Source organism: Bacillus sp. JJ1773 (assembly GCF_036962035.1).
Lineage (GTDB): Bacteria > Bacillota > Bacilli > Bacillales > Cytobacillaceae > Cytobacillus.
The window spans coordinates 54,645-75,294 of sequence record NZ_JBALNX010000022.1 but is presented as its reverse complement, the minus strand read 5'-3'; the positions used below and the strand labels follow the sequence as shown (position 1 = coordinate 75,294).

General features: G+C 37.8%; 17 protein-coding genes. 6 read left to right on the top strand and 11 right to left on the bottom strand.

All coding sequences use genetic code 11. The features are described from left to right. Positions 1–4: 4 nt before the first annotated feature. Positions 5–829: an SDR family NAD(P)-dependent oxidoreductase gene (locus V7127_RS05185; RefSeq protein ID WP_335484112.1), complete on the bottom strand. Its 825-nt coding sequence runs from the start codon at positions 827–829 to the stop codon at positions 5–7. A 257-nt stretch (positions 830–1,086) separates the two neighbouring features. Here V7127_RS05185 and V7127_RS05180 point away from each other — a divergent pair, with 257 nt between their 5' ends. Next, positions 1,087–2,487, top strand: coding sequence for a sigma-54 interaction domain-containing protein (locus V7127_RS05180; RefSeq protein ID WP_335484110.1), 1,401 nt, complete (start codon positions 1,087–1,089; stop codon positions 2,485–2,487). Positions 2,488–2,672: 185 nt separating this feature from the next. Here the strand turns inward: V7127_RS05180 and V7127_RS05175 are convergent, their stop codons facing one another. The 3 genes from V7127_RS05175 to V7127_RS05165 form a co-directional block, all read right to left on the bottom strand. After that, positions 2,673–3,902, bottom strand: coding sequence for a Zn-dependent hydrolase (locus V7127_RS05175; protein WP_335484108.1), 1,230 nt, complete (start codon positions 3,900–3,902; stop codon positions 2,673–2,675). A gap of 125 nt (positions 3,903–4,027) precedes the next feature. Next, positions 4,028–5,215 carry a hypothetical protein gene (locus V7127_RS05170; RefSeq protein WP_335354366.1) on the bottom strand — a complete coding sequence of 396 codons (1,188 nt, stop codon included), beginning with the start codon at positions 5,213–5,215 and terminating at the stop codon, positions 4,028–4,030. 147 nt (positions 5,216–5,362) lie between these two features. Continuing rightward, positions 5,363–6,541, bottom strand: a complete 1,179-nt coding sequence (locus V7127_RS05165) for a M20 family metallopeptidase (RefSeq protein WP_335484106.1) — start codon at positions 6,539–6,541, stop codon at positions 5,363–5,365. 165 nt (positions 6,542–6,706) lie between these two features. Between V7127_RS05165 and V7127_RS05160 the strand changes: the two genes are divergently transcribed. From V7127_RS05160 to V7127_RS05150, 3 genes are all read left to right on the top strand, one after another. After that, the gene (locus tag V7127_RS05160; RefSeq protein ID WP_335484104.1) at positions 6,707–8,815 is read left to right on the top strand and encodes a helix-turn-helix domain-containing protein; all 2,109 of its coding nucleotides are present in this window, start codon (positions 6,707–6,709) and stop codon (positions 8,813–8,815) included. A gap of 230 nt (positions 8,816–9,045) precedes the next feature. Beyond that, a complete protein-coding gene (locus tag V7127_RS05155; protein WP_335484102.1) occupies positions 9,046–10,281 on the top strand; it encodes a CynX/NimT family MFS transporter in 1,236 nt (411 codons plus the stop codon). A 79-nt stretch (positions 10,282–10,360) separates the two neighbouring features. Continuing rightward, entirely contained in the window at positions 10,361–11,263 is a 903-nt protein-coding gene (locus V7127_RS05150; protein WP_335345604.1) for an NAD-dependent epimerase/dehydratase family protein, read from the top strand. 53 nt (positions 11,264–11,316) lie between these two features. Here the strand turns inward: V7127_RS05150 and V7127_RS05145 are convergent, their stop codons facing one another. Continuing rightward, positions 11,317–12,183, bottom strand: coding sequence for an AraC family transcriptional regulator (locus tag V7127_RS05145; protein ID WP_335484100.1), 867 nt, complete (start codon positions 12,181–12,183; stop codon positions 11,317–11,319). A gap of 175 nt (positions 12,184–12,358) precedes the next feature. Then, positions 12,359–13,747: a protoporphyrinogen oxidase gene (hemG, locus tag V7127_RS05140; protein WP_335345602.1), complete on the bottom strand. Its 1,389-nt coding sequence runs from the start codon at positions 13,745–13,747 to the stop codon at positions 12,359–12,361. Positions 13,748–13,908: 161 nt separating this feature from the next. Between hemG and V7127_RS05135 the strand changes: the two genes are divergently transcribed. Further along, positions 13,909–14,286 (top strand): DoxX family protein, encoded by a 378-nt coding sequence (locus V7127_RS05135; protein ID WP_335345601.1) that lies wholly within the window; start codon positions 13,909–13,911, stop codon positions 14,284–14,286. Positions 14,287–14,391: 105 nt separating this feature from the next. Here the strand turns inward: V7127_RS05135 and V7127_RS05130 are convergent, their stop codons facing one another. Together V7127_RS05130 and V7127_RS05125 are read right to left on the bottom strand one after the other, a co-directional pair. Beyond that, on the bottom strand, positions 14,392–15,624 hold the full coding sequence (locus V7127_RS05130; protein ID WP_335484098.1) for an ATP-binding protein: 1,233 nt from the start codon (positions 15,622–15,624) through the stop codon (positions 14,392–14,394). Positions 15,625–15,764: 140 nt separating this feature from the next. Continuing rightward, complete coding sequence (locus V7127_RS05125; RefSeq protein ID WP_335345599.1) at positions 15,765–16,790, bottom strand: hypothetical protein; 1,026 nt, start codon at positions 16,788–16,790, stop codon at positions 15,765–15,767. Between the two features lie 280 nt (positions 16,791–17,070). Between V7127_RS05125 and V7127_RS05120 the strand changes: the two genes are divergently transcribed. Next, positions 17,071–18,162, top strand: a complete 1,092-nt coding sequence (locus V7127_RS05120; RefSeq protein WP_335345598.1) for an ABC transporter ATP-binding protein — start codon at positions 17,071–17,073, stop codon at positions 18,160–18,162. 76 nt (positions 18,163–18,238) lie between these two features. Here V7127_RS05120 and nagA read toward each other — a convergent pair whose 3' ends face one another. From nagA to V7127_RS05105, 3 genes are read right to left on the bottom strand one after another with little or no spacing between them, the layout of a single operon-like run. After that, positions 18,239–19,444, bottom strand: a complete 1,206-nt coding sequence (nagA, locus tag V7127_RS05115; RefSeq protein WP_335484096.1) for an N-acetylglucosamine-6-phosphate deacetylase — start codon at positions 19,442–19,444, stop codon at positions 18,239–18,241. Positions 19,445–19,475: 31 nt separating this feature from the next. Next, a complete protein-coding gene (locus V7127_RS05110; protein WP_335354876.1) occupies positions 19,476–20,360 on the bottom strand; it encodes an ROK family protein in 885 nt (294 codons plus the stop codon). Next, a complete protein-coding gene (locus tag V7127_RS05105; RefSeq protein ID WP_335354875.1) occupies positions 20,361–20,591 on the bottom strand; it encodes a hypothetical protein in 231 nt (76 codons plus the stop codon). Positions 20,592–20,650 lie beyond the last annotated feature (59 nt).

The following is a 20,650-nucleotide window of genomic DNA, read 5'->3' as shown; positions in this document are numbered from 1 at the left end:
AATTTTAAGCTAATCCTCCGCCGTCAACCGTTAACACTGTTCCTGTTACCCAAGAGGCCATATCACTCGCTAAGAACAGAACACCTTTCGCAATATCAGATGGCGTGCCAATTCTTTCTAATGGACGCCCGACAGCAGATGATTTAAGAAATGACTCTTCCTCATGCTGTAATTGCTTCGCTTCATCTCTAAGTAATGGAGTATCTGTATCACCAGGGCATATACAATTGACACGAATATTTTGTTTTCCATGATCAATGGCCATTGCTTTCGTTAAATTGACTACGCCTGCTTTCGCAGCACAATAGGAAGCCGCTAGATCTCCGCCTTTTAACCCCCAGCCTGAACCTGTGTTGACAATACTGCCACCGCCATTATTCGCCATAACTGGGATGACAAACTTTGATAATAAGAAGGCACCTTTCAATGAAACATTTAGAACGATATCCCAATCCTCTTCTGTATGATCAACGACCGTTTTTCTTCTAATAACACCAGCGTTATTAAACAAAACATCAATTCTCCCAAACTCCTGTTCAATCTGTTTGGCAACTGATTCACATTCAGCAGATGAAGTCACATCACATTTGAAAAATACAGACTTCCACCCCCTGTCATTCATTGAACCCGCAACGGCTGTTCCTTTCTCTTCATTAATGTCAATAATGGCTACTTTTGCACCTGCTTCTGCGAACAATTCAGCAGTTGCCAAGCCGATGCCAGAGGCAGCTCCTGTAATGACAACCACTTTATCTTTAAGTCCTAATAATTTTTCGTAATCTAATCCACTCCATGTTTTGCTATTTTCTTTGCTGTTTACGTCAATCATTTTTAGTCCCTCCTTTTTATTACAATCTATTACTTGCAATTACTGTGCCAATTTTCACATTTATTAAATAAATATGATTTTGAAAGAACTTAACTATATTTCAGCAATTTTTGACAGTTTTATTGACAGACTTTTTTGACAGGCATGACAAAAGTTGTGTCAAAAATGGCACATGACACCTCATGCGATTGACTATTCTGAATTTTATAAATAGAATAAAAGAGTCTTACATAGAAATTTTTAGGGAGAGTAGACAAATGATTCTGCTAAATTCTATTTCGAAAGTTATCCAAGCTTTTTCTAAACTCCTTCACCTTGATATTGCCTGCTTTAATCCTGATGGAAAATTAATTGCCGCAACAGAAAACTATATTCACATTAAGGGAGAAAAGGCATACGCTCCATTCTTTAAAACTCTTTACGGCAACCACATTACTTTTCTGCATCAGCCGGGAAAAATGAATATGTGCACAGGATGTCATTTCATCAATAATTGCCCTTCTAAAGCAGAGCTAATCCAAGACATGATCATCCATGGGAAAAAATATGGGTATATTTCATTTGTCAGCTTCTCTGATGGGAATGAAAGGATTTTAATAGAAAATCAAGACTATTACATAAAGTGGCTATCACAATTAAAAGAAATCATTGTTTCCATATTGAGGGATAGTAATGAAATGAAAGTGGAGGAAGCAAGTTCAAAAACAGCGCCAAACTATATTTTTGGAAAAAGTCCTTCTTTCCTTCAAATTCAAAAAATTATTAGAAACATAAAAAATAGTTCCTCCTCCGTATTAATTACTGGAGAAACAGGTACGGGAAAGAGCTTACTAGCTCAATATATTCATAGTACAAGTGCTGTCCAAAACGGACCATTCGTTGAATTAAACTGCGCAACAATTCCAGAGAATTTATTTGAAAGTGAATTATTCGGATATGAGGAGGGAGCATTTACGAATGCAAGAAAAAAGGGAAAACCAGGTTATCTTGAATTGGCGGATAATGGGACGCTGTTTTTAGATGAGATTGCAGATTTGCCTTTATCCTTGCAGCCAAAGCTATTAAAGGTTTTACAAGATGGCGTGATTCAGCGGGTTGGGGGAACACGTTCAAGGAAGGTTAACTTTCGCCTAATAGCGGCTACAAATCAATCATTATTTCAACAAATGAATGATCATTTATTTCGAGTGGATCTTTTTTATCGGTTGAATGTTATTCCCATTACTCTTCCTTCATTAAAGGAAAGAATGGAGGATTTACCTTTATTTGTTTCAAGCATAATTAAAAAATTACAGGATCGTACCGGTAAGACGATTTATTCCTATACAGATGAATTCTTAAGATCACTCTCTTCCTATCATTGGCCAGGAAATTTACGTGAGCTTGAGAATGTCATTGAGTATAGTATGAATATGGAAACAGAAAATGTATTAACCGAACAATCTCTTCCCTCCTACCTCTTTCAGAAATGTTTAAGCACTTCTATTGAAATGCACGAACAAGAACCATCACTAGTTGAAGCCGAACGGGAAGTCATTATTCAGAAGCTTCAGTATTACGGTACTAGCTATATTGGCAAGCAAAAAGCAGCCGAAGATTTAGGGATAAGCGTTCGTACTCTATACCGAAAAATGGAAAAACTACATATTCCTTCATAGAAAACTCATATTTCATAAGACTAAATATCAGATAGAATTAGACTTAGAGGACATTGGTTATCATTGGGTGGAAATATTGGATGGAGCGTGCACCATTGACAGTGTTTGGTGACCGCTCTTGGCTTTTTCCTATAAAAATCCCCCAAAATGTCGAAAGTTACATTTTGGAGGATTCCTATTTTCTCCTATTCCGCCTCTGTCAAACTCTTCGCAGCCTCGAATAAAATATGCACCCCATTAGCTAAATGACCTGAATCAGACCATTCCTCTGGACAATGGCTTAAACCGTTTTTACTTGGTACGAAGATCATGCCAACCTCTGTAACATCCGAAAAGACCATAGCATCATGTCCGGCGCCGCTATTGATCGAACAATAGGCAATTCCCAATTCTTCGCTCTTTTGCTTGAGAAGAAAACGAACATTTTCACTAAGTGCTTTTGGCTGAATATATAATTGCTGCTTTACCGAGATCCGAATGCCATCTACTTGATAGGACTGAATTAATGTCTGCACCTTCTCCAGCACACTTTGAACATTCTCTTCTTTTCCTGAACGAATGTCGATTGTGAAAATTGTTTTATCCGGAATAACGTTTGCACCGTTCGGATAGACATGTAAGCGGCCAGTAGTGATGACCGTCCCTTCCCCTTCTTTCTGGGCAAGATCAGGTAATTGTGCAATAATTCTTGCTGCTGTCACTAACGCATCTGATCTGCGATCCATCGGAGTTGTACCTGCATGGCCTGCTTGACCCTCAACCGTTACCTCAAGCTGAGTCAAGCCCACAATCGCTTCTACAACGCCAATTGGAATATTAGCTTCTTCTAGAATCGGGCCCTGCTCAATATGTAATTCTAAGAAAGCCTTCATTGTTTTCGGATCTCTTACCTTGACCAAGGATGAATCTAATCCGATTGCCTCCATCGCTTCAACCGTTGAAATTCCGTCCGAATCCTTAAGTTTTTTGAAATCTTCCTCGTTCAGTGTGCCAATGATTCCTCTTGATCCCATGAGGCCTCCGCCGAATCTCGATCCCTCTTCTTCAATCATCGCAATAACTTCTAATGGATATTTTGGCTTCAATCCCTTTTCTTGAAAAAGGGCAGCCACTTCTAGACCTGCGACAACTCCAGCAGCTCCATCGTATGCACCGCCGTTAGGGACTGAATCAAAGTGAGAACCGACAATAACACTTGGCGTATCCTTCATACTTCCTTCAAGCCTTCCAAAAATATTGCCTAAACCATCTTCACGGACTGCTAAACCATACTCCTCCATGGATTCTTTAATATAGTTTCTTGCCAGTAAATCCTCTTGACTATAGGTAAGGCGAGTTACCCCTTTTCCCGGAGTTGCCGTAAATTTTTGCAATTCTTTAATATGGTTTTCAATTCTTTGTTGAGACTTTGACATATGAATCCCTCCAAAACTAGAACTTACAAAATGAAAGATAGCGGGCCGATATTACTTGGCCATTTCATTTTACCAAATAAATCGAACCCGCAATATTTTTCAATTTCTGTTGAATGAAGTTAAAATTATTTCAAGAATCCTACGAAAATACCTGCTAATACTACGGAAACCATTGTAACGGTGATGAATCCTCCAACAAGCATTGGCGGCAGCATATGACTTGTTAGAACCTCTTGTTCCTTTTTGTCTTTTGTTAATGATTTAATGACTTCATTCGTAATTATATAGTCTGCTGGAAATCCATATAATGCTGTCAAGGAAACCGCAAACGCCATTTCTTTACTCACCTTCAATACCTTTCCGATAATGAACGAAAAGATGTACATTCCGATTACACCTAACACAATAGTTCCAACTAAAGGATAGATAATTTCAAGCAACATGCTTGGAGTCGCATTTTTTAATGAGTCAAAAACAAAGAGCATTAAAATCATAATACCTATTCCAAAGCCATTTGCTTTAAATAGAATTTGTCTTTCCAGAAAACCAACACTTCTTCCAATAACGCCAAATACTAAACATAATACAAACGGACTGATCTCGAAAATTGGTGCAAATGACTTTGATACAAGATAAGCTAGTAAACCGACAATAGCTAGACGAAGGAATTTAAAATAATCTGTGTTGTACTCTTTAGGCAGCTTTTTAAATAGCTTCGGTTCATCTTCTTCACTAGAATCACTCTGTTCAGCTTCTAATTTTGATAAATTTCCACTGCGATATTCCTTAAGAAGCCGTTTTCCTTCCTTCTTTAATACGATAGAAGTTAATGGATAACCTGCAAAACCTTGCATGACATAAATAACGATGGCAAATACAGATAAGGACATAAGACCTAATTCTTTTGCACCTTCAGACATAATAACAGCAGAAACGATTCCACCTACTAATGGCGGGATCGCAACTACAACAGTGTTCCAGTCCCAAATAAATGTCCCAATTCCAAATAACGCAGCAATAATTCCTAAAATACCAGATAACGCAATAACGATCGTCTTCCATTGCTTTATTAGTTCTTTAACTGAAAGTAACGTCCCCATATTTGTGATGATTAAATAAATCACCATCGTTGCAACAACTGGCGGTACACCAGCAATAGGTACGATATCCTTTGGAAAAAAAGTCCAATATCCGATAAGAAATAAAACCGCACTCACAAATACGGATGGGATCCAGGCTTTTGTTCGAGTAGAAATAAAATCTCCAATATATAATATGAAAACAACAATGACTAAAGCTAACATTTGGGACATGAGAATCCCTCCCTTTCATTAAAATCAATTTACCAATATTACAAAAGATTCAAACAATTAATTACGAAAAAAAATGTCTTTATACTGAAATGGAATGTGTACCGGGTTTAGTCGTGCTTGAGAAACAATCCGGTACGTATCCTTCTACTATTTATTATTTTCTAAATAGGTTAAAGTCGCTATTCCTAAAGTTTTCGCTGCAATCAGCATTCCTTTTTCATCGATATCAAATTTAGGATGGTGATGTGGGTAGGTTTCTTCCCAATCAGGATTTTGTCCGCCTGTGAAGAAAAATGCTCCCTTAACCTTTTGAAGATAATAAGCAAAATCCTCTCCGCCCATTTCCGGCTCAATTTCAACAACAGCTTTAACACCGGGTACTTGTTTCGCGAGTTCTACAACAAACTCCATTTCCTCTTTCGGATTGCAGGTTGCTGGATAGCCCTTTTGATAGTCGTACGAATATTCTACATCTGCAGCTAAGCATGTTCCTTTAATAATGCGCTCTATTTCAGTTTCAATAAACTCACGTGTCTTTTCATTAAAGGTTCTCACTGTACCAGCAAGTGATGCAGAGTCCGCAATGACATTCGGAGCATTCTTTGCTTCAAATGAACCAATGGAAATTACCGCTGAATCAAGTGGAGATACTCTGCGAGAAACAATCTGCTGAATATTGCCAACAAGCTGTGCGCCAATGACAACACTATCTTTTGTGCGATGAGGCTGTGAACCGTGTCCTCCACGACCTTGGATTTTCACTTTGAAGAAGTCAGCGGCTGCCATCATAGGTCCTTGCCGATATTCAATTGTTCCCACAGGAGCAGTTGCCCAAATATGCTGGCCAAAGATTACATCGACTCCATCTAAACAGCCATCCTCTATCATCGCAATCGCTCCGCCAGGCAGAACCTCTTCCGCGTGTTGATGAATAAAGACAACATTTCCTTCAATCTCTTCCTTTATACTATTTAATACTTTTGCTAAGACAAGCAGTGTAGCTGTGTGGCTGTCATGTCCGCAAGCGTGCATAACTCCATCTACTTTTGATTTATATGGGACATCGTTTTCTTCTTTAATCGGAAGTGCGTCAAAGTCAGCACGCAATGCAACTGTTTGGCCAGGTTTTCCACCGCGCAGTGTGGCTACAACCCCACGTCCTCCAACACCTGTGCGGATCTCATGGCCTAACTTTTCATGATACTCAGCAATATATTTGGGTGTATTTTCCTCTTGGAAAGAAAGCTCTGGATATTGATGTAAATATCGGCGTACTTCTACCATTTCATCATAAGCCTGATCTAATAACTCATAAAGCTTGTTCATATTCATTCACTCCCACTTAAACGGCTAGAATATTTTATCGAAATAGAAATATTCAGTTGTTTTTCTATATGGAATATAATAAAATATCTGAAAATTAATTCAATGTTCATTTGTACAATGTTAAGATCTAATTATTGTATAATAGTCCATAAGGAGTGATTTTATTTGATAAAAGAACAGCTATTTACTTTACTTCAAAATAAATTTAATCATATTTCTTTCAAACTATATTATTTCGAAAAAACAAACCAAAGGGCCCAACTCCTATATTCTCATGGTGATATGACAGATATTGATATTCCCTTATTAGCATATCACTCAGTAAAAAAGTACCACGTTCAGCCGAGTACTAATCATATCCTTTACACATTTTTCTACTCAGAAAATGATCAGGTCCATTTTCAACTTTCTAATTCCGCCATCCACTTGTCTAGATTTGAGCTTGATGAACTTTATATCCTTTTTTCTGTAGTTGGTCTAGAAAATAAAATATGCGCAAAAGAGATTGAGCTAACAAGTATGATAGAGAGCATCCTTTCAATCACTGCCTCCCTAAAGCTTGACGAGGTTCTTGATAAGATTGTTAATCAAGCCCTGAGCGTCATTCCTGCTGCAGATGCTGGCTATGTACAATTAGCCAATGATCGAACAAAGGATTTAACGGTAAAATCAGCAATTGGATTTAATAATAAGCTGCAAGCAATCAGAGTAAAATTCGGGGAATCCATTACAGGAAGAGTATATCGCGATGGAAATCCTGTAATCTATTACTCAAAATCCGAAATCTACGAAGGAATGGAAACTCTTTCGAAGAGTAACTTCACTAATATTCAAAACGCTAGTGATCATTCTAAATTAAGATCCCTCATTTCAGTCCCTCTAAAATTAGATAACGAGCCAATAGGTGTCATGACTGTTCATCAATACGAAGCGGAAGGAAAATTGACCGAGGACGATCTTCGATTATTAGAGGGCTTCGGGGCGCAAGCAGCAATTGCCATTCAAAACGCAAGACTTTATCAGGAAAAAAATGCACAATTAGAAGAAATCACAGAATTAACAAAACGCTTAGAGGAAAAAAATAGACTCCTATTAAGGAGAGCAGAGATTCATGAAAACTTAACTCGTCTCTCCTTGCAAAATAAAAGTGTAGAGTACATCATCAGGGAATTAAATCGAATGATGGGCAGTGAGGTTTTCTTTTTTGATAATTTAGACTCCGAGCTTTTTCCGAAAATAACAATTCATTATCCATATTTAAGCAATGACGAGTTTGCTGAAATCCTCAGGTCTAAGACAAAACCATTTTATATAGATATTAATGATGAGAAGGAAATGAAATATTATGTATATCCGATATTAACGGACCGCGTTTCCCTAGGCTGTTTTATTATCCCGTTTCTAAAACCGATTTCATCCCAAGACAAAATGACCATTGAACAAGCAAGCTCTGTTCTGGCACTAGAGCTAACAAAGCAAAAAACCCAGGCAGAGGTTTACTATAAAAAAACAAAAGAAGTCTTCAATGACCTGCTGAATAATAAAGATCCAGTCATTTTGGAGGAAATTGGGGAGGCATTAGGTTTAAATACTAATTCATACTTCTCCGTACTTTTGCTGGAAATTGTTTCATACACAGACCTGCAAATATTAGAGGCAGTTATTCATCGTCTCATTTCTAGAATAAAACGGAGAATCCCTGAAAAAGGAACACTCGTATATGGATTTCATAATAAAGTCACGATTCTCTTTTCCACAAATCACCCAAGTGAACTTGATGAATTGGCATCGATGTTCGATTCCTTATTTTTGAAATGGGGAAACCAAGAAAACATCTCTCTTTACGCCGGTCTTAGTTCCTCTTATAAGGGAATGCACGCCATTTCGAAATGCTATGACGAGGCAAAAAAATCACTTGCTTATTTAATCACCCGGCATAAAACAGGAGTCATGAATTACAAAAAGATGGGGATCAATCGACTATTTCTCGCACAGCCTTCCCCGGAAATTGAGCAATTTGCCAATGATATTTTGGCTCCATTGCGATCGGAAAGAGCACAAAGCAATGATTTAGAAAAAACACTTTTCACCTATTTAAGACTGAACAAATCGATAATCGAAACGTCTGAAAGGCTGCATGTTCATAAAAACACACTCTATCATCGCATAAAAAGGATTGAGGAACTGCTCCAGCTTGATTTCAATGATCCAGATGACTATTTACAAATATTATTAGCCTGCCATCTGCATGAGAATTTTTCTAATAACGAATAGGCTGCAGTTATTCTGTTCTCAAACATTCGATAATCATATGAGTGCCTGTCCATTGCCCTATTGCAAATGATTTCAGGACAGGTACTTTTTTACATTCCTCTCTGTACAAAATTCTGAATATTCATTATAATAATGCGAATATGAAAGATTCTCCTGCTGATTTTTCAACAAATGAATAGAAACACCATGAAGAATCTATTTTGTTCTGAATACTGGGGGAATTAATATCCATGCAAAATATTCAAATAAGAAATAAAAATACGTTGCTGATGATTGGTATTATTTTCGTTGCATTTACTCTAAGACCTGCGATTACCTCGATTGGCCCTTTAACAGGACACATCCGGGATGAAACAGGAATTTCCAATGGGATAGCAGGGCTGCTAACTACCTTGCCGCTCATTTCCTTCGGACTGATTTCGCCTTTTGTACCCAAAATCGCAAGAAGGCTTGGAAATGAAATGAGTGTTATGATTGGATTATGTATTTTAGGTTCAGGAATTATGATTCGCTCTGCCGGCACACTTTCTCTCCTGTTTTCTGGAACAATCTTGATTGGCTTAGGAATTGCCGTTTGCAATGTACTGTTACCTGGAATTGTTAAACAATCCTTTCCAAGAAAAGTCGGGCTTTTAACAGGTATTTATACTCTCTCAATGGGAGTTTTTGCTGGTTTAGCACCCGGTCTTAGCATCCCGCTTGCCGATTCGCTTGGCTTAGGCTGGAGAATATCCCTTGGAATATGGGCACTAATCATTTTAATCGCTATCGGCTTTTGGCTGCCTCAACTTAAAGTGAAAGATATAACCTTCGATAGCCCTAAACAAAAACAAACCGGCTCGCGCATTTGGTTTTCATCTATAGCATGGCAGGTAACCCTCTTTATGGGATTGCAATCAATGGTTTATTTCAGTATAACCGCCTGGCTTCCAGAAATTCTGCATACTCAAGGATTTAATATTGCTATTGCAGGCTGGATGCTTACTATATTCCAATTTTCTGGGTTGCCTGCAAACATCATTATTCCTATTCTTGCTGATCGGCTTCCAAACCAAAAAAGTATTGCCTTAGGCATTGGCCTCCTATGCTTAACTGGTTTATTCGGATTAATGTTTGTCACGAATAAAGCCCTTATTATCTGTTGTATTATTATGCTTGGAATATCCCTTGGAGCAGCTGTTAGCCACGGTCTAACTCTTATTGGGCTGCGGGCGGCAAATGCAAAGCAAGCCTCTGATCTTTCTGGGATGGCGCAATCCGTTGGGTATTTATTAGCAGCACTTGGACCATTTATGATTGGTTTCATATTTGATTTCTTTCATACTTGGACGATCCCGTTAATTCTGCTTGTTGTCATTACGGTTATTTACACGATAGCTGGAATTGGAGCCGGACGAAATTTATATGTTTTACAGGAAAAAATAAACACACACGAGCATAAGAAAGCCCCTTCCACCATTGCTTAAAATTGAACTATAATAAATGCAGGAATTTTCCATTATATCTAGTATTTATTATTATCCATAATAGAAAAGAGGAAGCTACTTGAATAGAAGAGTTCTAGTATTAGGAGGAACCCAGTTTTTCGGAAAGAAATTAGTTATGAAGCTTTTGCAGAATGGCGATAAGGTTACAGTTGCCACAAGAGGAATAACACCGGACCCATTTGGAGATCAGGTGGAAAGATTAAAATTGGATAGGCGAAATAAAGAGTCGATTGACGATGCACTTGCGGGTCGTCAATGGGATATTGTCTATGACCAAACATGCCAATCCCCGCTGGAGGTACAATATATATTAGAAGCCTTAACAGGAAAAGTGAGAAGGTACATTTTCACATCTACTCAGGCAGTCTATGATTTCGGGATTAATCATAGGGAAGAGAATTTTATTCCATTCGAGTTTCTTTATGAGCTACGGCCGAGAGAAGAATATAGTGGATATTCCGGCTATCAAGAAGCAAAGCGTTCAGCTGAAGCTCTATTATTCTCTCAGAATGAAATCGAGATCGCAGCTGTCCGTTTTCCGATCGTTATCGGCAAGGACGACTTTACAAACAGATTAAAGTTCCATATAGATAAAATCATCAATAATGAAGAAATTGGCCTTTCCAATCCTGAAGCCAGATATAGTTTTATCTTATCTGATGATGCTGCCCAATTTTTATATGATTTAGGGGCATCCTCTTTCACTGGCTCTATCAATCCTGGCTGTAAAAAGGATATCTCACTAAAGGAACTGCTAGGAAAAATCGAGTCGCAATTAAATCTAAAGGCAAAAATTACGGATAAACTAACAAAGGAAAATGCCTCTCCTTATTCTTTTGAAGGCTCTTGGTCTATTAATACAAGTAAGGCAGAAGAGGTTGGATTCACCTTTGCTGATTTAGATGGAGTGTTAGAGGATTTAATCAATTATTATTCTATTAGTCATGCACAAAATACTTAAAAATAAGAGCAGGAGCTTTTCATAAATGTAAAAAGCTCCCTGCTCTTAAGCCTCTATTTTACTGGAATCCAGATTTCCGAATAATAATCAGAACTAGATGCGTCATCATCAGGATATACTTCTAATTGTGGTACATTTTCTGCATGCTCATAGCCGCTTGTAGGGAACCACTCCGAGTAGATTTTCTTCCATGTCTTCTGCATCGCCTCAGGCATCGGTCCATGTACTTCAAATACAACCCATTTGGCAGCTGGAATATCCAATGTTAAAAATCCTTCAGGTGCATTTCCATCGTGTTCGGCTGCCACCCAATAATCAATTGCCCCAGATGGCCCATCTCCTTTATTATCAGCACACACACCTAGCACACCTTTGATTTGCCCATTGTTCAGACGTGCTACCTTTTCACATGTTCCATCATTAAGAACCTCATCCCACAGTTTAGGAATGCCTATCAAATTTTCCCCATTGACAATGGAAAACTCCCTCTTAATGCCAACCACCTGAAAACCATCTCTTTCTAATACATTATACTTCATCGGTTCTGCTCCTTTCAGAATTACCTGTATGATCAGGCGTTCATAGAATTTCAGCTTTCCCATATATTTTCGCGCTTCAGTTGGTGAAACACCATGCTGTCGGCGAAATGCCTTTGTGAAAGCCTCGGGAGTGTCATAGCCATATTTATAGGCTAGATCAATAATTTTGCAGTTTGTTCTAGATAGCTCCTGTGCAGCTAAAGTCAGTCGCCTTCGCCTTAGATATTCACCAACAGATATATCTGTTAAGACCGTAAAGGTTCGCTGAAAATGAAATGCCGAGGCATTTGCTTGTTTAGCTATCTCTTCAATTGTTATATCCTCATGCAAATGATCCTCCATATAGTCTATCGCCTTTTGTATAGATTCAATCCAAGCCATTGTCTCACTCCCTTGATTTCATATTAGCAAAAGCAGGAAATGGAATCCTGTCAATTTGTGCTTTGTTCGGACAGAGCATTAATTCCTTTACATAAATACTTTTTCAAATAGAAAGATCGTCTTTGTATGTCAAAAAAGAACAGCTGCCAAGGCTGTTCTTATTAAAAAACCCATCTTATTGAAGTTTACGAATAATTTTCTCTGATATATTTGCCCCATTTTCAATACAATCTGGAATACCCACACCGTAATAAGAACAGCCTGCAAGCATGATTCCTGGATAGAATGCTGACAGTTTTTCCTCTAAATTTTCTACTGTATGCGGGTGGCTGATTAAATAATTCGGCATACTGTCTGTCCATTTTGTAATCTCGCAACTGACAGGCTCAGCTGTGATCCCTAAGCTTTTGTGAATATCCGAAAGAGCTGTCTGCAGAAGTTGGTCTTTGTTCATTTCTGATAAAGATGAGAATGAATGAATACTGCTTTTATAAAAAAGTCTGACGAGCAAATTTTTCGTTTGAGATGTGTGCTCCCACTTCCGGCTAGTCCATGTACAGGCATTACATAGTACATCATGACTTTCCGAAGTAATAAACCCTGTTCCATCTTCAGGAAGAATACTGTCTGGAACATCAAAGCCAACATACATGCTAATGAGAGAGCTATTTCTAAATTGGGAAAAGCTCTTTTCCAGCTCTGAATCATTAAATAACTTCCCAGCCTCATTACTAGGTATACTAAGAACAACATAATCTGCTTCAATTATTTCTTGATTATGCAATATGACTTGATATCGCTCGCCGCTTTTCTCTATTTTATTTATCTTTGTGTTTTTTAATATTTCAGCATCACCGAGTTTTTCCTCGTAAGCATCAATAAGCTTCCCTAAGCCGCTTTTAAAGGAAAAAAACTTCTTTCCTCCGCCACTTTGAAATTTTTCCTTATTAGCTTCAAACCCTTTTATAATGCTGCCGTATTCCTTTTTGTAATCCAAAACATATGGAAGAGTTGAGCCGATTGTGAGGTCGCTTAATTTTCCTGAATATACACCTGATAGTACAGGTGCTATTTGTTTTTCAACTAATTCCTTCCCTAGGAAATATTCTAGGAAATCACCAATGGAATCATTTTTTGTAAATGTTTCGTTTTTTGTATATAAATCCTTCAGTGCTTCTACTTTTCCATCAGCAGACACAAGCGTAGTTTTTGCTAAGGACTCTACACTTGTCGGAATTCCAAACACTGCATCAGAAGGAATCTGCTTAAGTTCATTCTCGGTATAAATAAATGACCGTCCGGAGGCATTATAGACAACTTCATTTTCTAAACCAAGTTCTTTAATAAATGTCATCGTATTGACTTTACGCGAGACAATTGAGTCAGCTCCCGCCTCCATAATAAAGCCACGATCTTTAACCGTGCGAATTTTCCCGCCGAGTTCTGGAGACGCCTCTGCTAGAATAAGCCTAACATCAGATTGATTGGCTTTTTTCCATTTATGTAACTCATATATGGCAGATAATCCAGTGATTCCCCCGCCAATGACTAATACTGTTTTCAATTTTGACACCCCTGTTTTTGATCCTAATTATTAAAAGTGTACCATACTTAGTGCTCCAAACCCTACGGTTCATCTTCCAACAATTTTGTGACTAAAAGGGGTCTTTTGATTTTCTGAGACTGTTTGTCCTTTAAACTGCATACAGTTGTATAAAGGAGGGGTTGGCCATTAAAACATCCATTTCAACGGACCAATTAATTCGATATGCTGTGGCCTACGTATTCATCATCGCTGGAATAATAAAATTAATTAATCCTGAGATGGGGACTTATTTTGTAAACTTAGGACTGCCTTATCCGATTTCAGTGATGTATATCGTTGCCATAGTGGAATTGATCTGCGGTGTCTTAATTTTATTAAATAGAAGTGTAGCAAATGCAACACTGCCCTTAATTGGCATCATGATTGTCGCTATTATTTTAACGAAGATTCCAACCTTGCATACTGGTTTTTTTCAATTTGCAGCCAATGCTCGGTTAGACATTGTGATGCTCATTTTGCTGTTTATTTTATATAGTCAACCAACTAAAAGGGTTTAAACCTTAAAGCCAGTGCAGGGGAATAGTAAAATCCATGCACTGGCTTTTAAAATAGGAGAAGAAAAACTAAAATAGAATCCTTATATTAAACTCTCCGACGACTGCTTATTGTTCAATCGGTAAAATCACTTCTACCTTAGTTCCGTTGTTCATTTCACTTTCTATCTTTAATTGACCTTGATGATCTTCTACTATTTTTTTGGTCACGATCAGCCCTAAACCGGTACCATCAATCTTTGTTGTATAAAATGGAGCAAATAGATTTTCCATATCAGATTGATTAATTCCACACCCTTGATCAATAAAGCAAATAGACAATGTCTTGCTTGCCTGAAATGAAGAAATAACCTTTAGCTGACCACCATTATGCATAGAGTCAATACCATTTTTAATAAGATTAATAAATGCTTGCTTTAACTGATTCTCATCACAAACAACTAAAGGAATATTCTCGTCAAACTCTAATGTAAGCGCTATCCCTTTTTGGCGGGCCAGCTGCTGATTTATAGATATTACATAGGAAAGAGTTTCATTTATATTTTTCAATTGAAAGTGAGGAGATCGCGGTTTGCCAAGCACCAATAAATCATTAACAATCGAATTAATTCTGTCTATTTCTTGATCCATAATGGAAAAATACTGTTGGTCATCTTCGTACTTTTCTTTTTGCAGCTGGGTAAAACCCTTTAGGGAAGCTAGGGGATTTTTTATCTCATGTCCTATTGAAGCAGCCATTTGCCCAATAAATGCTAGCTTTTCCTTATGCCGCATCTCCTCGTGTATTGAAGTCAATGCAAAAATATAGGAAGAAAAACGTCTCATAAAAATATAAGCAATCACAGATAAAATACTAATAATGGCCATCGGAATGACGACTGCTGCCGATTTTATATAGATTCCTACTATTAAATATCTGCATAACGAAACGCCGACCACCGTCCAATAAAAACGTTGGTTAATAAATATAGGAGAAAATAAAAGCAAGATAAGCTCAGCCGCATTTCCGCTTCTATACTCGCCAGTTTCCCCCAAAAACATGATAATATCACTTAATGCCGTGATTCCAAAATAAACGAGAATATATAAGTACTTAATGATATGAAGCCTATTTCTTTTCATCAGCAGATACGAAACAGGGATTAAGCTAATAAAGATTACATAATTCCAATAGCTTAATGGGCCGATTAGCCCAGGTTCGGTGTTCGAGATAAACTTTGGATAAAGATAATAATAAAAAATATCATACAAAGCTAAGGTGATATAAAAGGATAGTAAATAGGCAGAAAGTGCCCGCTTTTCCTCATTTTGCAGTAAATAGTCTACTTTCACTTTGTTCATCAGAGTTCCTCACAATAAATAATAATACTTATTATACCTTTTTTCGCTAAAAATCGACAATTTCCTCCCCGTCCGATTAACAGTCTAAAAGAAGCATGAATCATTTGGGCTTTTACCCGTTCGAATTCATGCTTTTAGTATTAGTCTTTAATTTTATAATAAAATTCACGGGCTCTTGCTGCTACCTCTTCTGGGACTTTGTATGTAAGTGGTTCTTGGTGGAGGGCCTGATAGAAATTTATGTCGCTCGTGTCCATCATGCCAATAGTGAAACGCGGTATAAGACGGACATGAATAGCTTGCTTTAAATCCTCATTTAACGAAATATTTAACGCCAAGTTAAAGCTTGCAAATCCTTGTTCTATCAGCGTTTGGAAGATTGCCTTCAATCCAACTGCGAAATCTGTCCAATCCTGATCATTGAGATCATTTATTGAATATTTTTCGGGAAATATAGCGACAAAATCATTTTGACCTTTCGGAGCGTAGGCATGCATCCAAGCTACATTTCCTTTTTCTCCGATCCATCTTTCTCTCATTGCCTTTTCCGTTTCATAAAGATTGGTAAATACATCCTTATTGCCTTCGTAGTCTTTTGTTTTTTCCTCGAGCTGAGCTTGATAGTTTGTCGGTGAATCTGATGCACAAACCTGAATATGAGGGTGAAGAACACTCCCACCAGAGTTAGGCAAATAATTCCAATTTATAGATGCATAGCGTGCTTCAGGATCAGACTCCATTATTCTATTTAAATAGTCCTGTGCAGCCAGAAATGCGTTCGTAATTAACTCTGTTGTAAATTCCTCTAGGCGAACATAATGCTGTCCGGAGAAAATAACAACCCCGTTATGCTTACTATAAGGAAACAGATTCGGAAAGACTACCGCTTCTCCTTTAATAATTCGCCCATTTTGAGTAATTTCTTTCGGAAAGAGCGGGGTCATTTTCAATAAGTTTTCCTGGCAAAAGGGACATCTAGCCCCCCTATTTTGCTTAGCAATTTCTGTGTAGTCTGGCGGTGTAAATACTAATCCAGAATCATAAATAAGACGAGATGATTCCCCGGTAATCGGATCAAAACGGATCTCAGTCCTCCGCTCAATCGGATTTCCTTTGCTATCATAAAACTTAAACCATTCTTCTTTATTCTGAAATGCCATTGCCATGATTCCTCCCCCTTTTTGCTAAATTAGCATGAATGGATTATATTAAAATGCAAGAACCTTCTGAAAAGTGTCCTCGAACGCCATCGAGTATTTCTGAATATAAAGAAGGTTATTGGGATGATGGGTTGTTTACCTAGGTACTTTTCCCATGATTATACCATATTTTGCATAGTTGATAAGTTGATGACTATTTATTCATAGTTGTCACGCATTTTCCATAATCGGACCTAAATGTAAATGTTACAATAGACATGAATCTATACAAAAAGGGGCTTAAAAAATGGCTGAATTAAAACTCGAGCATATTTTCAAAGTCTATAATAATAAATTTACTGCCGTTAAGGACTTTAGTCTTGATATTTATGATAAGGAATTTATCGTTTTCGTTGGGCCTTCAGGGTGCGGAAAATCAACTACTTTGCGGATGATTGCTGGACTTGAGGAGATTTCGCAGGGGGATTTCTATATAGATGGAAAAAGGGTTAATGACCTCCCTCCAAAAGATCGAGACATGGCTATGGTTTTTCAGCACTATGCTTTATACTCCCATTTGAGCGTCTATGAAAATATGGCATTTGGATTAAAGCGCCGGAAATATTCAAAAGTGGAAATCGACCGCCGGGTAAATGAGGCAGCCCATATTCTTGGTATTCAAGCCTATTTAGATCGAAAGCCAAACGTTCTATCTGGAGGACAATGTCAGCGTGTTGCATTAGGGAGGGCTATTGTTCGTGATGCCAAGGTATTTCTCATGGACGAGCCACTTTCTAATCTTGATGCAAAGCTGCGTGTTCAAATGCGTTCAGAGATTATCAAACTGCACGAGCGATTACAAACGACGACCATTTATGTGACTCATGACCAGACAGAAGCCATGACGATGGCAACTAGAATTGTTGTTATGAAGGATGGAGTCATTCAACAGGTCGGAACTCCTATGGAGGTTTATAATCATCCTGAAAATATTTTCGTTGGAGGATTTATTGGGTCTCCTGCAATGAATTTTATTAATGGTGTTCTTGAAGAGAGCGGATTTAGAGCAGGAAGTACTATCCTTTCTGTACCTGAGGGAAAAATGAAACTCCTTTGTGAAAGAGGCTATTTAGGTAAAAATATCATCCTTGGGGTTCGTCCTGAAAATATTCATCATGTTTCTACCTCCATAGAAAATGGATCCGTTATTTTGACTCAAGTTGAGGGTTCCGAGCTAACTGGTGCTGAATTAATGATTAATGCGAGTTTAGAGGGTCAAGGTTTTGTCGCACGTCTTGATTCAGACGCTAATATTAAACGCGGAGAAAAAATTAGGCTTGCTTTTGATATGAATAAGGTCCAATTTTTTGATGATGAAACGGAAAAGAGGATTGGATAAATGTAAAAAGGCTATCTGGTAAGGTAGGAAACCTTAAAAGATGGCCTCTCGTTTAATTTAATCCTGATTATGATTTTCAAGGAGATGCGCCTTTGCTATATGCAATTGTGCCATGGCAAAGTGTCATATACACATCATAATTCTCATCTAAAATGACTAAATCAGCATCCTTCCCAACAGCAAGGCTGCCTTTTTTATCAAAGGCATTAAATTGTATTGCAGGATTAGCTGATCCCATTCGGATGACATCCTCTAGTGTGCAGCCCGTATAGGACATCATATTTTTTATCGCTTGTCCTAGTTTCAATATACTACCAGCCAAGGTGCCATTGCTTAATACAGCTTTTCCATCCTGTACAGTAACTTCTTGACCGCCTAAATCGTAGCTTCCATTTTTTAAACATTTGGCTCTCATAGAATCTGTGATTAAGATAATCCGGTCAGAGCCTATCATTTTATGGGCTAGTTTCACAATCTCAGGTTTAACATGTATTCCATCCGCAATTAACTCTACTCTTAATTCCTTTCTTAAAAATACCGCACCTACGACACCTGGCTCGCGATGATGCAATCCACTCATCTGATTAAAAAGGTGCGTGGCATGAGTTGCTCCGGCCTCAATTGCCCCAATAACCACTTCATATGTAGCATCTGAGTGGCCAATTGAAGCAATGACGCCTGTTTCTTTCAAGTGACCGATAAGCTCTATTCCTCCATCAATTTCAGGGGCCAAAGTAACTAGTTTAATATGATTTTTCGCTAGCTCTTGCCATTTTTTAAATATTTCTACATTAGGTTCAATAATATATTGAACGGGCTGAGCACCCGACATTTCTTTATTAATAAAAGGGCCTTCAAGATGAACGCCAAGTACTTCAGCTTGATTCCTATTATTCTGGTTTTCTATATATTCTCCCGCGTTGATTAATGCATTTGCAATTGCTTCCTCTGACTGGGTCATAGTTGTGGCAATAAAGCTAGTTGTTCCTTCCTTTGGAAGTGCAGCTGCCATCGTATCAAGGGCTTCCTTCGTTCCGTCCATGAAATCTGCCCCGTCTACTCCGTGAATATGAACATCAATCAGCCCCGGTATCACTGTATAATTTTTAGGTGTAATTAGTTCTTGAAAGCCATAGACATTAACACTTTTTAAATCTGCCATTTCGCCAATTTCAGCTATCTTTCCAGCTTCTAATTTGATAAATCCATTGTTGATTATTCCTGTCTGGGAATAAATATTAATATTCTTCAACAATAATTTTTCACGACCTAGGTTGTTCACTTCATCACACCCTTGTTAGGTTCCTGACTTTTCAATTTTCGCTTTTCAGGTGCAATGAAGCAGCACCATATATCCCAGCTTTATTTCCAAGAGATGCTTTTATAATTGATACATCTGAATAATTTTCCATGATTAATTCTTTTACTTTCATCGAAATCTTCTTAATGAGGTGTTCCTGTTCCATTACCCCGCCGCCAATAATAATAGCAGGGGGATCAAATATATGAATAAGGGAGGTTAGGCCTAGAGCAACTTCAAAGGTCCAATCTTGTATAACTTTTGCTAGTTTTGGATCTTTTTGATTTTCCTCAGCAAAAATAATTCTTCCATTTAGGTAATCTTTATTTATTTTTTTTGCTTTTTTGACTAATGCAGAAGTCGATGCGTAAGTTTCATAGCATCCTAAACGACCGCATCCGCATTTATGACCTTGTGGATGCGTAATCATATGGCCAAATTCAGCGGCTATCCCCTTATTCCCTTTATATAACTTAGATTCTAGAACAATTGCCCCGCCAATTCCGGTACCATAAGTTAGACAAAGAAAATCATTTAAGCCCTTACCTACACCAAAGTACTTTTCACCTAGGGCAGCTGCATTCACATCGTTTTCTACTAAAACGGGGATACTAAATTCCTTCTCTAAAATATCCTTTACGTTTACTCCCGACAGATCTGGAATGTTTTCACTAGAATATATATAACCTTCTTCACTATTTACTAGACCTGCCGTACTAATCCCGATTGCATCAAATTCATGGAATTCTGAGATTAGATTAATTAGTTTTTCAACTAAGTTTCCTTCACTATTCCTAACTTTAGTTTCGTATTCTTTCATCACTTCAAAATGCCCATGCTTATTACATAAACCTATTTTTATTGAAGTGCCCCCAATGTCAATTGCTAATATTTTCATTTATTCAACCTCGCTTTCACCTGGCAAAATGATTATTCTATCAGCCGCAAAATCAAGATAGTCTTTTAACCGGGATAAATTGTTTTCAATTAGAGAAGTACCATGCCCTTCCGGAGTCTCCCCTGTGGCAAAGCCCAGTTTCATTTTTGGAGTCTTTCGAACTTTTTCAATAATGAATTTTGACGCTTCTTTGCTCATCTCTTCATAATTCTTCACTTTAATGATTTTCATGTTTCATCTCCATTCTTTTAAAGGCAATACTCTAATATACATGACCCAGATGCCCGTTT